Genomic DNA, 12,887 nt, shown 5'->3' on the forward strand with positions numbered 1-12,887 from the left:
AGGCTTTTGAGAAAAGGGGCTCAAGCAGCAGAGGCTGCGCGCTTCCACTGTACCGGCCGTGAGGGGATCAACCATAGAGCTGCGACAGCAAGGCTGGCGAGAAGCGCTGTGCCAGGGCCAAAGCCAGCAAGCGCGCACAGGGCAATCACTGGAAAATGGATCGCATAAAGGGGAAAAGACATCGTCCCCAAGACATGGCTGATCCGTTGAGGCGCGTTTGGATCGAGGCCCGAAATCATCGCAATCGGTGCAACAACAAAGATAAAGGGCACCGGCCAAAGCGGGAACTGAACCACCGAAACAAGGACGATATAGCCGACCATCAAAGCGCATCCGGCAAGAACGGGTATATGGAACGGGGCGCGGTCCTTGAGCAGGCGATAGGCAAGAACGCCCATGATATAAGAAACAAGCGCGCGGAAAATGACAGCCACCTGCATCGTGATCGTCGTTTCATGCAGGATGCGCGGGAACCCCGTGACGGCAAAGCTTGCAATGAATAATGCGCTGCAAATGCCCAACACGCCGATCATGGCACGGTCGCTTAACCGGGCGAGCCACGTGGCGTGCACGGCATTGGCAACCAGCTCATAAAAGATCGACCAGGCCGGAAGGTTCAGCAGATACGGCGTCACTGCGCCTGCCGGTAAAAGCAGCATTGCAAAAATGAATGCGACCCCAAGGTCAGCGGATGGACCACCAGCGACAAGCGCGACATTCAGCCCGAGCACAGCGCCAATTGCCATTACAGGCCAAAGCCGCTTCACCCGCATCCACATGAATTTAGGGGATGACACATCGCCGGACCGCAGGCGCGTCTCATAAGTGCGCGCCATGACATAGCCCGACAGCATAAAGAAGAAGTCGACCGCCAGATGCCCGCCTTTAAAGCCCGCAATATGCATCACCAGAACAACGATCGCGGCAAGACCACGCAAGAGGTCTAGTCCGTCCAATCGGGTTTGGGGTCTGGTTTCAGGCCTCTCCATGCGCGCATGGTTAGCAGGGGGTTATTAAAGAATATTGAGCAGGTACGGGGGCGCTTCAAACCTCGAAGGTGGGTTTAATAGGTCCCGACCTTAGTTGCGGTCTTGAGCCTCAACGCCTTCGGGCAGTTCCAGTGGGACGCCGCTGTCATCGTTCCTGTTGCCCGGCCCGATGACCACGCCGTCACCATCGAATGTGATCTGCAAACCTTCGACATTGCTGATGATTTCGCGCGCGCGGCGTTCTGTTTCTTCGTCGGACAATTCGCCGTTTTCGTTCTGACGCGAAAGCTCTTGCAGTTCATCAAGAGACTCGCGCCATCCCCCTCCAAGGCCGTCACCGCTGCCTTCGGGGATTTGGATAATATCGCCCAGTTCGGTGCCCATTTCTGCGCGCAATTCCCGTTCGAGCGAGCCGTCGGCAATGGCGCCGGAAATCGCGAGTCCCAGGAAAATCGGCGCCAAAAGCCCGATCCCGGAAGAGATGAGGAATACCTTTTTGAAATCCATTTCTGTGAGGAAATAGAGGACACCCATCGCTGCCAAAGCGACCAGTGCCGCAATGCCAATGCCTGCGAGCAGGGCCATAACGCCCAGCCCGACAAGAAGCCCACCCAGAATTTCCATCAAACGTCCTCCAGCAGCCGATCTGCTTGCGCGCGTGCCTCTGACGTGATTTCTGCGCCGGACAGCATGCGGGCAATCTCTTCTTGCCTGCCTTTGGCGTCGAGCTCAATGACACCGGTCTTGGTGACTGTGCCCTTGGACGATTTTGCAATGAGGTAATGCTGTGACCCGCGTGCGGCCACTTGCGGGCTGTGCGTAACGGCGAGCAGCTGCCCCTCTTCGCTTGCAAGGCGGGCAAGGCGTTCACCAATGGCGCTTGCCACAGCGCCGCCGACACCGCGGTCAATCTCGTCAAAGATAATGGTCGCCGCGCCGCCCTTCTCTGCCAGCGCCACTTTCAATGCGAGGATAAAGCGGGACAGCTCACCGCCCGACGCAATCTTGTTAAGCGGCGCAAAGTCCGAACCCGGATTGGTCGAGATCAGAAACTCTGCCCCGTCCATGCCCGACGCGCCCCAGCGGTCTTCGGGCAGAATGGTGATCGATGTCTGGAACCGCGCTGCGTCCAGTTTGAGCGGTGCAAGCTCACCCGCCACCGCCTTGTCGAGCTTTTTCGCCGCTTTTACGCGCGTGTCATGCGCCTTTTCAGCGGCCTTGAGATACGCCTCACGCGCCTCGCGCGCGCCCGCTTCGAGCGCAACCAGCTGCGCCTCGCCGCCCTCAATCGCATCAAGCCGCACGCGCATATCGCGCATGAGTTCAGGCAAGGCATCCACTTCGCAGCGGTGCTTGCGGGCCAGTGCGCGCAGCTCAAACAGGCGCGTTTCGGCTGCATCCAAGGCTTGGGGATCATGCACCAAGGCCATCGCTGCCGCTTCAAGCTTATCCTCTGCCTCGCCCGCCTCGATCACCGCCCGGTCAAGCGCTTCGAGCGCCTCTTTGAGTAAGGGGTGCTCTTCGGCGATCCGGTCAAGTTTGCGCGCTGCCACGCGCAGATTGGCAAGCGGGGAATCGGACCCCTCCCAAAGGTGGCGCAGCTCTTCAAGGTCGCCCGAAAGCCTCTCACCCTTTTGCATATCAGCCCGCGATAGAGCGAGGCGGCTTTCCTCGCCCGCCTGCGGTTCAAGGGCTGTGAGTTCGGCCAGATGCGCAATCAGCAAATCCTGATCGGCGCGCGCTTGTTCAACCTGATCACGCGCTTCAGACAGTTGCGCCTCAGCCTTGGCCCATGCCTTCCAGCGGCGGCCAAGCGCATCGAGATCCGTGCCTGCAAACCGGTCCAGCAAAGCCATATGCCCGCGCGGGTTCACAAGGCCCCGGTCATCATGCTGTCCATGCAGCTCGACCAGATTGGCGGCAAGCTCTCGCAAAAGTCCGACGCTGGTCGGTTGATCGTTGATGAAGGCTTTGGATCCACCATCGGCCTTGACCTGGCGGCGTATGATCAAAGGCTCGCCCGGTTCAAGTTCAATGTCTGCATCATCCAGCGCGGCCGCAATCGCGGGTGGAAGCTCAGCAAACTCAAAGCTGGCCGAAACGCTCGCCTTATCTTCCCCGCCGCGCACGAGCGATGTTTCCGCCCGGTCGCCCAGAACAAGGCCCAGAGCATCGAGCAGAATCGACTTACCCGCTCCGGTCTCGCCTGTAAGCACACCCAGCCCGCGCCTGAAATCTAGGTCAAGCGCTTCGATCAAAACGATATTGCGGATGGAAAGCCGGGTTAGCATTGCGGAAATGGCTTACCGCAATCCATACGCGGCGTCACGCAGGAGATGTGCGGAAACGAACAGGTTTAATCAGACGGCTTTTTAAGGCAGTCGCAACGATCAGCTTGGCGTTACGTCGCTCGCGTGGTCTTGCACGAGTTCGTAGGCTTTCTCGTACCATTCCGTGCCCGGATAGTTCGCGCCAAGAACAGCGGTGTATTTCACCGCTTCTTCGCGGATGCCCAACGCAAGGCTGCTTTCCGTCAGGCGGTAGAGAGCTTCGGGAGTGTGGCTGGTGGTCTCGAAATCCTCAACCACATTGCGGAAACGCAATTGCGCCGCGAGCCAGCGGCCGGAACGCTGATAAAACCGGCCAATTTCCATTTCCTTGCCCGCCAGGTGGTCAGCCACAAGGTCAAGCTTCAGCCGCGCATCTGCTGCGTATTCGGTTTGCGGGAAACGGCGGTTCACTTCGCGAAGCGCGGTTTGCGCTTGCTCGGTAATCGACTGATCGCGGTTCACATCGGAGATTTGCTCGTAATAGCACAGCGCGATGAGATAATAGGCATAAGGCGCGTCTTTGTTACCCGGGTGGATCGACAAGAAACGCTGAGCGTTCGAGATCGACTTGTTGTAATCGCGCGAAATGTAATAGCTGAACGCGCTCATCAACTGCGCACGGCGCGCCCATGGCGAATAGGGGTGCTGACGCTCAACCTCGTCAAATAGAGCCGCGGCCACTTGCGTATTGCCGCTATCAAGGCGGTTCTGCGCCTCGGCGTAAAGCGTTTCAACATCGCGCGCGACATATGCGACGTCTTCATTGGCCGAGCCGCCTCCGCACGCAGCGGTGGCAGCAATGACGCCGCCAAGCAGGGCAGCGCGAGTGATTTTTGAACGAATTGAGCGTGTCATAGGCGCGGGATATAGCCAGCCTCAAGGTGAACGCCAAGTGAAGTTCGCTAGGTTTTGCGCCGCTCATTGCGAACGCAGCCCGGTTAAACCTTGATCCAGACAGATTCAGAGCCCGATTTCGCCGACCGATCAGCCTTCCAGTTCAGCAATTTTGGCCATCACTTCAGGTACTTCACCCGCCTCGCGGACAAATCTGCGGTAGCTGTCAAGCGCAAGGCCCTTGTTCCCAAGGGCCGTTTCAATCTCTGCCACGAGCAGCATGAATTCGGTATTGTCAGCAAACACCCGCGCGACCCGGTCTTTTGCCTCACGCGCACCTTGAAGGTCACCTGTTGCCAGCTTGTAGCGCGCCACCTGCCATTGCAGGAACGGGAAATCGCCGAAATTCTGCACAGCCACTTTGATGACCTTGCCCGCTTCGTCAACCTGTCCCAGATCAAGATGCAGCCCAACCACATTCGACAAAGGCGATGCCATTGCCGGATTGATTTCATGAGCTTTTTTGTAGTGACCGATGGCCTCTTCCAATTTACCATCATAAATCGCTTTGCGACCGGCCACCATATTCGCCTCGAAAATACCGGGTCCATTTTGCAATGCACGATCCGCAAATTGCTTGGCTTCTTCAGGCAAGTCGAAATCATAAAGCTGATCGGCGGCAAGCGCATTCAAGTATGGGCTGTTAGGGAATTTCTCCAAAGCGTAATCCATCCCGCTGGCAAAATCTTCAGCCTCGCCCATGTCGCGCAGCGCCCACAGAACCATTCTGAAGTCCTGCTCTGTATAGTCTTCTTCGAGCAACGGCGCATAGATTTCAGCCGTCTTTTGAGGCGAGCCTTGCAATATCTGAGCATGAGCAAGCGCCACACGGCGATCAACACCACCAAATTCGGCTTCGGACAATTGGTCAAGGGCCGCAATCGCGCGGTTGCCGTCGCCCATTTTGAGCATCAAATCCAATTGCAGCTTGCGCACAGCCGCATTGGTTTCTCCGCGTTCGAGGAGGTCAGCCAAATGGGCATTTGCGATGCGGTATTGCCCTTGTTCAAACGCGCTCTGCGCATCTTCGATGGACGATGAGGCGCTCATCATGCCTTCGCACCCGCTCAACACCAAGGCAATCGCGGCCGCAAATGCAGGAGACACCAGCTTGAATTTGGTCGTTGTCATGCCCCGTGCATCTAGTTCTCAAAATCTAATTTTTCGCTAAATCTGCCCGACACCAACCTTTCCTGTCCCCGATCCGCGCAAGCCACATGCTCAGGGGTACAAGACCCAGGGGTGCAATACTCAGGGGTGCAATACTCAGGGGCGTATGCAGACCTTTACCCAGCGCGCTTGGCTCAAACGCGAAAAAGGCCGATCCCGCGCATCGGGACCGACCTTTTGAATAATCGCGAAACGCGCAAAAATCGCGCGCGTCAATTATGCTTTTTTGGAGCGCTTCTTGGCGAAGCGGCGACCGCCAACAACGCCCGCTGCAGCAAGACCAAACAGCGCCATGCCACCGGGTGCCGGAACATTCGTACCGCCGGTGCTTGAACCGCCAGATGTGCTGCCGCCCGAGGTTGTCGTGGTTGTGCCACCTGAGGTGGAACTGATACCGCCCGATGTGCTGCCGCCGGTCGAGGTAGACGTACCGCCACCCGAGGTAGAGCCGCCAGAAGTAGTACCGCCAGAAGTGGACGAGCTGCCGCCAGAGGTCGAAGTCGACGACTTCGTTGACTTGGTCGATTTGGTCGATTTGGTCGACTTCGTGAAGAACGACTTGCTAAAGGTCGATTTTGTCGTGTTGGTCTTCGAGAAGAACCCCGAGTTCGTCGTCTTGAAGAAAAACGCATTCGCATCAGTCGGCGTAACCGCGGCGACCGATGTCGTGGCCACCGCAGCGCTCACAACCGCTGCCTTGGTAAGTTTCCGATATTGCATTCTTGTCACCCCATAACCGGCTTGTTTCGTCATTTCTGAGATCGCCCGGAGGCGCATCTCGGTTCAGGGATTGGTAAAGCAAAGGCCGTGCCAGTTGCCAGAAACCCCACGATCAGCGCGGATCGCAATGGTTAAGGCCCCGGCGCTCTTTCACCCAACTGTCAGAAATTCCGACATATCCAAACACCGATTGTACGCCGTCCCGCCGCCGGTATGTCACGCGTTCCAGATACCCAGAATGTGGGCCATCGGAGTGATATTGGAAGCTTCGAATTGTTCATATTCTTCAACGCGTTCAGGATCAGGGAAGTAATTTCCGCTGATTGAAACGCGCTTTTCATTGCTCATGTTGCGCCGTGTGTAATGCGGCGCATAGCTTGGGAAGATAACCAGATTGCCGACCTCAGGATTGACCTCGACCATCGTGCGGCGTGCGACGGCATCGAGCGCAAAAACAAGCTCGCCGCTGTGTTCGGGATATTGCGGATAATACACCCACGACAACCCATCAGGCCAACCACCGCGCATATGCGTGTGGTAGTCGGTGTTTTGCCCCGGATTAAGGATATGGCCCCAGCTTTCAGCCTCTTCGAACGATTCAAAGTGGGGGTTTAGTGTACGGAAAAAGCCATCAATCCGTTGCAACAATCCCGCCACGTGAGGATTGTCATATGGAAGGAGCGAGTCTTCGGATTTGGTGTCCCCTATCTCTTCGCTGCGTCGTTGGTCTTCCATCGCAATCACAGCGTCAGAGATAGCAGCATTGTCGAGATCAACACCGATTGGCACGATCAAGTGACCCACTGAAACCATCGGCATGAAATACGCAAACGGGTCTTCTGAAACCGGAGTGACGTTTTCAGGATTGGAATTGAAGGGCTTATTCATAAGAGCTTAGATCCGGCAAGCATTGAGGTTGCCGGAAGCTTAACCATGAAGCCTTAAATGTGGGTAAAGCGCTGACCGACAGCTCCGCAGCGCCTTTACGCGACCGCGACTTCCTTCTCTTTTGGAGCGACGCTCACCGCTATGCCATTCAGAACGGCATTTCCGGTGAGCGCATCATAGCGCTGTGTCCCAACCAGATCGTTGAATGATACACCTGCATGATCGGCGGCCGTTTTCCAACTGAGCCCGCTGCGATTGTGCCCCCACCCATGCGGGAGAGAGACAACGCCTTGCATCATGTCATCGGTGATTTCGGCTGTGGTTTCGATCACGGTGACATCGGATTGGATGGCAATTGCCTGTCCATCTGCGATCCCCCGCAGCTTTGCGTCTTCGGGGTGCATCATAAGAGTGCAGCGGTCCGGCCCTTTGACGAGGCGGTGCGAATTGTGAAGCCAGCTGTTGTTGGAGCGAACGTGGCGTCTGCCGATAAGGCGCAGCGCGTCTTCGGGAACTTCGTTCAATGTTTGCGCAAACCGCTCGATATCGGCGAGCAATTCTGCGGGCGCGACGTGGATTTTCTGATCGTGCGTTTTGACGCGGGTCTTGATGCAAGGTTCTAGCGGGCCAAGGTCAACGCCGTCTGGCATGGCTTCCACTTCGGCGAGGGACATTCCGGCAGGCGACGCTTTGAGCAGAGCGTCCAATTGCTCGCGGGGCGTTTGCATATTGGGGGCAGAGCTGCCCTTGGCCGCATGAACCGCAATGGCGAGCTCGCTGACGATTTCCCAGTCGGTTTTTGCGCCTTCTTCCATCGGCAGGGTCGGCGCAGAGTAGGCGCCGAAATTGCGCACGGACAGTGGGCCAAAAAACATGTTGAAATGGTCTTTTTCAAGCGGCCCGCATGGCGGCAAAACGTAATCCGCATGGCGTGATGTCTCGGTGATATGCGGATCAAAAGCGACCATCAGGTCAAGTTTTTGCAGGCCCTCTTCGGTCTTGCGGCCATCGGGGGCAGACAGCACGGGATTGCCCGATTGGACGAACAGGACTTTGATGCGCCCATCATCCTCGCGCAGCATTTCATCGGCAAAGGCAACCATCGGGGTTTCGCCCATGACAGACGGAAGCGTGCCGCGAGAGGTTACTACCGTGCTGACGCCGCCCGGGCCATTAAGGCCGACCAGATCGAACAAGGGCTTGGGGAACATGGTCCCGCCAACGCGATCAAGATTGCCCGAGGCCAGATTGATAAGCTGGACGATCCAGTGGTTGAAAGCGCCAAATTCGCAAACGGAAACACCCATGCGCCCGTAAATGGCGGCAGGCTCATCGCCTGTGAACGGCGCAGCCATGGCGCGGATATCGTCCTCGCTCACCCCGCAAAAGGCAGAGAGGCCAGCGATTTCAAACTGCGCCAGAGCATCGCGCACAGCGTCAAGGTTCTGATCACAAACCTCGGCCAGACCGGGGCGCAGGTCCGGCTTCGCCTCAAGCACAATCTTTAAGATCGCAACCAGCAATGCGGTGTCCGTGCCAGGCTTGATCGGCACCCAGTGATCGGCGACCTTCGCCGTCTCGGTCTTGCGCGGATCCACCACCGTCATCGTCCCGCCGCGCGCGTGAAGCTCGCGCACTCTGCCGCGAAAATCGGGCACCGTCCACAAGCTGCCATTGGACGCCATCGGATTGCCGCCAAGGATCAGGAGGGCTTGCGTGCGATCAATATCAGGCACCGCGGCCAGGCTCACATGGCCATACATCTGATACTGCACATAATGGTGCGGCATCTGGTCGAGGGTGGAGGCGGAATAGGACCGCTTTGCCCCAACGGCCCGCTGCAAATGGCGCGATTGCAGCACCAGAGCATAGTCATGCGCGCTCGGGTTCCCGCGATAAAAGGCCGACGCCGTCCCAACAGGATCAATCGCCGCCACCTTCGCTGCAATCTCGCGGTAGGCCTCGTCCCAATCCATCTCTTCCCAGCCGTCCCCCACCCGCTTCATCGGCGTGCGCAAGCGGTCAGGATCATCCTGCAGGTCAGCAATCGCCGTCGCCTTGGGACAGATATAGCCACGGCTGAGCGGATTGTCGGGATTGCCCTTGATCGAGAGCACACGCCGCCCCTCAACCTCAACCAAAATCCCGCAATTCGCCTCGCAAATGTGGCAGGTGCGCTTGTGAATAACAGTCATGTGTTGGCCTCTCTCTTGAGCCCCCTTTTGCAGCCGACCGCGCCCAAGAGCAAGCGCCTGCGCATTTTCCTACTTCGCCCTTTTCTGCTCTCCTCCCTTCACCATGACCCGCCGCGCCGATCCCCGCACCTCCCGCTCCCTCGTCCCCCGAGGCCAGCTCCCCTCCTTCACACCCGTCCCGCGCCAGTACGAGCGCCACGACGGCTGGACGCCTGAGCGCCAGCAAAACTTCATCGAAGCCCTCGCCGATACAGGCTCCGTCGCAAGCGCCTGTAAAAAGGTCGATATGAGCACAGTGGGCGCCTATCACCTGCGCCGTCAAGAAGGCGCAGAGAGCTTTCGCAAAGCCTGGAAGAAGGCGCTCGACCTCGGCATCCAGCAATTGGAAGACGTCGCAATGGAGCGCGCGCTCCACGGCGTGGATGAGCCTGTTTACTCCTATGGCGAGCTTGTCGGCGTGCGAAAGAAGGTCAACGACCGCCTCCTTATGTTCATGCTCAGAAACCGCGCACCCGAACGCTTTGGCAACGCCGCTGCAAAAGGAGGGGGATCGCTCAAGGGTCTGAACGCGGTCGGCAGAATGGAGAAGCGCCGCCTCAAAAAGAAATGGCGCGCCAAATTTCGCGCAGAATGGGAGGCCGAGCAGGTCGATGAGGCCAAGAAACGCTCCGCCCCCGTCACCGTTCAGGCCATCCGCGAAAACATCGACGCCAAAATCGCAGGCATCCGCCGCGAGGTCGAGCTCACCCGCCAGCGCGAATGGGAGCAATTCTCCGAAGAAACCCGCAAGGCATGGAAGGCCTTCGAGGCCCTACGCAACGCCGATTTCGAGCGCTTGGAGGCTGACGAGGCGTTTCGTCGTCGGCACGAGCGAGGCTCGCGCGAGACGGTGAACTGCGAGCCGTTTGACTGGCGCAAGAAGCCCGAGCCGCCAAGGCCGAGGAAGACGGTGCATGGGCTTAAGGATGATGGGTGGGATGAGAGGGAGCCCGAACAACCGTCATCCTGAACTTGGGAGGCCTATGGCCGTCTGCGACTCCAGGATAACAGAGGTTGGCGCTTACAAAGAGGGTTATCCCGAAATGAATTCGGGATGACGCATGGATGGTCCCCTCCCGCTTGCGTGAGGGGATAGCCATTTTCCATTCAACGAGGACCGTACGCCATGAGCCAGCCGAAGGGATCTTCGTGTGTTTATGCAGCCAATAGGCGAGTCGTACGACACCCGGCTAAGCGTGGAAAACTAGCACCATTTCGGCCTTAAATCAGAGTCTGACCCTTGCAGATGTTCCACTAATGTTTCACCATGTAATTGTATTTAGTGGAGACCAAGATGCGACCAATTGGTGTGGACCTATTCGCTGGCGCAGGCGGCATGAGCCTCGGCTTCGAACAAGCGGGTTTCGATATCGTCGCAGCGGTTGAAATCGACCCCGTCCATTGTGCGACTCACAAGTATAACTTCCCGAATTGCGCAATCCTCCCGCGTTCGGTTGAGGGTCTGAAGGCAAGCGAGATTAGGGTCGCTGCTGGAATCGGCAACCGCAAAGTGGATGTTGTTTTTGGAGGTGCTCCTTGCCAGGGCTTCTCTATGATCGGCCAACGAGTACTGGACGATCCGCGAAATAAGTTGGTTACGGATTTCCTGAAAATAGTCGCTGATCTCGATGCAACATATTTCGTTTTTGAGAACGTTAAAGGTCTCACAGTTGGCAAGCACAGAAGGTTCCTTGAAGAGTTTATCGAGCATGCTGGCGATTTGGGCTACGAGGTATGTCAACCCTGGCAAGTTCTAGACGCGGCTAATTTTGGTGTGCCACAGCATCGCGAACGACTCATATTGTTTGGCACAAGGCGTGGTGAGCTTGCCCCGTCCTATCCCAGTCCATGGACAAATCCTGCAGACGGTAAGCGGCAAGTCTTTGACGGGTTGTCAATCGGACCAACGGTTGAGGATGCATTGGGCGATATTCCGAATGCTGAGGAATTTGAGGAGCTTCGCGTGACAGACGAGGTCCGCTGTACCAACTGGGGAAGCCCCTCACCGTACGCCGAAGAAATGCGTAGCCGGACTAACACTGCTTGGCATCACAGCCAAACGCGCGTCTGGAGACCGGACCTCTTGACCTCAAGCGCCCGTACGGAACACACAGCCATTTCAAGACGGCGGTTTTCGGAGACCAAAGGCGGTGAAACCGAACCAATCTCTAGATTCTATAAACTGCACCCTCGTGGTTTAAGCAACACTCTCCGCGCTGGAACAGATGGAGCAAGGGGCGCCTTCACAAGTCCTCGTCCAATCCACCCGAAGTATAATCGTTGCGTAACTGTAAGAGAAATGGCGCGGCTTCACGGTTACCCCGATTGGTTCCGATTTAATGAAACGAAATGGCACGGTGCGCGGCAGATCGGAAACTCAGTTCCGCCACCACTTGCAAGAGCTGTTGCGACGCAGGTATTTGAAGCAGGTGGCTTCGCCCTTCCGACCACGAGCGACACTGTCGATCTCGGAGACCCCAAATTGTTGCGGATGACCGTTGGTCAGGCAGCACAGCATTTCGATGTGAGGCCACCTGAAACGCGCCGGAACATGAAGAGCGGAGCGACAAAGCGAAAGCAGGAAGATATTGAGGTCGAACGGTTGGCTAGACAGAAGGTCGCCCATGGCTAGGGCGCGTAGGTCAAACCGCTATCAAGTGTTGATAGAAAATATTTTCTTCGACCACTTTGCCGAGGGCGTGAAATCGTTTGAATTTGATCGAGAGGATTTGGTAGCGAAAGCAGCAGAGCTTGAATTGCGCCTTCCAAGAAACCTCGGGGACGTAATTTACAGCGTTCGCTATCGCACACCGCTTCCCGAGAGTGTCCTAGAAACTCAACCTGAGGGTCAAGAGTGGATCATCGAGGGTGCCGGTCGGGCGCGATATCGATTTCGTTTAGTGCGAAAAACTCGAATTGTACCCCGCACGGACCTTGTCAAAATAACAATCCCTGATGCCACACCCGAAGTTATCAGGGCATATGCCCTCGATGATGAGCAAGCCCTCTTAGCTATTGTCAGATACAATCGCTTGATCGACACGTTTCTTGGGTTGACCACTTACAGCTTGCAAAACCACCTACGCACGACTGTAATCGGTGTTGGTCAAATTGAGATTGATGAACTCTATGTCGGGATGGACAAGCATGGGTGCCACTTCGTCATCCCTGTGCAAGCCAAGGGTGGAAATGACCAGATTGGGGTTGTCCAAACCAGTCAAGACATCGCATTCGTAGAAGAGAAGTTTGCCGGAATTCGATGCCGTGCCATCTCGGCGCAGTTTATGGACGATGGGGTCATCGCATTGTTTGAACTCGCAATACAGGATGACAGTGTGTGTGTCGTCCAGGAACGGCATTACAGGTTGGCTCCCGCAACGGAACTGAACGCGACTGCAATACGCGACTACCGCGATTAGCTACTCCTCCCCCATCCGCAACGCAGCAATAAGCGTCATCCTGAACTTGTTTCAGGATAACAAGGGTGGCGCACTACTTTGAGGGTTCTCCCGAAACGAGTTCGGGATGACAGAAAAGATTTTCGATACATTGTCCCCCTACCGCTTGCGGGAGGGGTTAGGGGTGGGCCTCCGATGGTGGTGGCTTACGCGCCGACCCCGCTGCGACTAGAGCCCGCTGGTGCGGGCTAAGTCTCGCTGCCG

General features: G+C 56.9%; 11 protein-coding genes. 4 read left to right on the forward strand and 7 right to left on the reverse strand.

Going from position 1 to position 12,887, the window contains the following annotated elements; genetic code table 11:
* Nucleotides 1–20 precede the first annotated feature (20 nt).
* The 5 genes from EH31_RS16650 to EH31_RS02855 form a co-directional block, all read right to left on the reverse strand.
* Nucleotides 21–956, reverse strand: coding sequence for an acyltransferase family protein (locus EH31_RS16650; RefSeq protein ID WP_206742004.1), 936 nt, complete (start codon nucleotides 954–956; stop codon nucleotides 21–23).
* A 123-nt stretch (nucleotides 957–1,079) separates the two neighbouring features.
* Nucleotides 1,080–1,613 (reverse strand): hypothetical protein, encoded by a 534-nt coding sequence (locus EH31_RS02840; RefSeq protein WP_034957952.1) that lies wholly within the window; start codon nucleotides 1,611–1,613, stop codon nucleotides 1,080–1,082.
* A complete protein-coding gene (gene recN, locus EH31_RS02845; RefSeq protein WP_034957953.1) occupies nucleotides 1,613–3,280 on the reverse strand; it encodes a DNA repair protein RecN in 1,668 nt (555 codons plus the stop codon). The genes EH31_RS02840 and recN overlap by 1 nt, the downstream gene beginning before the upstream one ends.
* A 99-nt stretch (nucleotides 3,281–3,379) precedes the next feature.
* Nucleotides 3,380–4,174, reverse strand: a complete 795-nt coding sequence (locus tag EH31_RS02850; protein ID WP_051698880.1) for an outer membrane protein assembly factor BamD — start codon at nucleotides 4,172–4,174, stop codon at nucleotides 3,380–3,382.
* Nucleotides 4,175–4,303: 129 nt separating this feature from the next.
* The gene (locus EH31_RS02855) at nucleotides 4,304–5,344 is read right to left on the reverse strand and encodes a tetratricopeptide repeat protein (RefSeq protein WP_034957955.1); all 1,041 of its coding nucleotides are present in this window, start codon (nucleotides 5,342–5,344) and stop codon (nucleotides 4,304–4,306) included.
* 331 nt (nucleotides 5,345–5,675) lie between these two features.
* Here EH31_RS02855 and EH31_RS17490 point away from each other — a divergent pair, with 331 nt between their 5' ends.
* Complete coding sequence (locus EH31_RS17490) at nucleotides 5,676–6,119, forward strand: hypothetical protein (protein ID WP_152553432.1); 444 nt, start codon at nucleotides 5,676–5,678, stop codon at nucleotides 6,117–6,119.
* A gap of 200 nt (nucleotides 6,120–6,319) precedes the next feature.
* Here the strand turns inward: EH31_RS17490 and EH31_RS02865 are convergent, their stop codons facing one another.
* Both EH31_RS02865 and EH31_RS02870 read right to left on the reverse strand, forming a co-directional pair.
* On the reverse strand, nucleotides 6,320–6,991 hold the full coding sequence (locus EH31_RS02865; protein ID WP_034957957.1) for a putative 2OG-Fe(II) oxygenase: 672 nt from the start codon (nucleotides 6,989–6,991) through the stop codon (nucleotides 6,320–6,322).
* Between the two features lie 95 nt (nucleotides 6,992–7,086).
* Nucleotides 7,087–9,186, reverse strand: coding sequence for a molybdopterin-dependent oxidoreductase (locus EH31_RS02870; protein WP_034957958.1), 2,100 nt, complete (start codon nucleotides 9,184–9,186; stop codon nucleotides 7,087–7,089).
* Between the two features lie 103 nt (nucleotides 9,187–9,289).
* Between EH31_RS02870 and EH31_RS16665 the strand changes: the two genes are divergently transcribed.
* The 3 genes from EH31_RS16665 to EH31_RS02885 all read left to right on the forward strand — a co-directional run bounded on the left by EH31_RS16665 (nucleotide 9,290) and on the right by EH31_RS02885 (nucleotide 12,644).
* Complete coding sequence (locus EH31_RS16665) at nucleotides 9,290–10,195, forward strand: hypothetical protein (protein WP_051698883.1); 906 nt, start codon at nucleotides 9,290–9,292, stop codon at nucleotides 10,193–10,195.
* A gap of 324 nt (nucleotides 10,196–10,519) precedes the next feature.
* The gene (locus EH31_RS02880; protein ID WP_034958851.1) at nucleotides 10,520–11,857 is read left to right on the forward strand and encodes a DNA cytosine methyltransferase; all 1,338 of its coding nucleotides are present in this window, start codon (nucleotides 10,520–10,522) and stop codon (nucleotides 11,855–11,857) included.
* A complete protein-coding gene (locus EH31_RS02885; protein WP_034957960.1) occupies nucleotides 11,850–12,644 on the forward strand; it encodes a hypothetical protein in 795 nt (264 codons plus the stop codon). Before EH31_RS02880 ends, EH31_RS02885 begins: the two co-directional genes overlap by 8 nt.
* Nucleotides 12,645–12,887: the final 243 nt, after the last annotated feature.

It is taken from the genome of Erythrobacter longus (assembly GCF_000715015.1).
Lineage (GTDB): Bacteria > Pseudomonadota > Alphaproteobacteria > Sphingomonadales > Sphingomonadaceae > Erythrobacter > Erythrobacter longus.

What these genes read in the sequence shown, in the direction of transcription:
- EH31_RS02840 (WP_034957952.1), bottom strand. Translation starts at nt 1,613, where the DNA reads ATGGAAATTCTGGGTGGGCTTCTTGTCGGGCTGGGCGTTATGGCCCTG.
- recN (WP_034957953.1), bottom strand. Translation starts at nt 3,280, where the DNA reads ATGCTAACCCGGCTTTCCATCCGCAATATCGTTTTGATCGAAGCGCTT.
- EH31_RS02850 (WP_051698880.1), bottom strand. Translation starts at nt 4,174, where the DNA reads ATGACACGCTCAATTCGTTCAAAAATCACTCGCGCTGCCCTGCTTGGC.
- EH31_RS02855 (WP_034957955.1), bottom strand. Translation starts at nt 5,344, where the DNA reads ATGACAACGACCAAATTCAAGCTGGTGTCTCCTGCATTTGCGGCCGCG.
- EH31_RS17490 (WP_152553432.1), top strand. Translation starts at nt 5,676, where the DNA reads ATGCCACCGGGTGCCGGAACATTCGTACCGCCGGTGCTTGAACCGCCA.
- EH31_RS02865 (WP_034957957.1), bottom strand. Translation starts at nt 6,991, where the DNA reads ATGAATAAGCCCTTCAATTCCAATCCTGAAAACGTCACTCCGGTTTCA.
- EH31_RS02870 (WP_034957958.1), bottom strand. Translation starts at nt 9,186, where the DNA reads ATGACTGTTATTCACAAGCGCACCTGCCACATTTGCGAGGCGAATTGC.
- EH31_RS16665 (WP_051698883.1), top strand. Translation starts at nt 9,290, where the DNA reads ATGACCCGCCGCGCCGATCCCCGCACCTCCCGCTCCCTCGTCCCCCGA.
- EH31_RS02880 (WP_034958851.1), top strand. Translation starts at nt 10,520, where the DNA reads ATGCGACCAATTGGTGTGGACCTATTCGCTGGCGCAGGCGGCATGAGC.
- EH31_RS02885 (WP_034957960.1), top strand. Translation starts at nt 11,850, where the DNA reads ATGGCTAGGGCGCGTAGGTCAAACCGCTATCAAGTGTTGATAGAAAAT.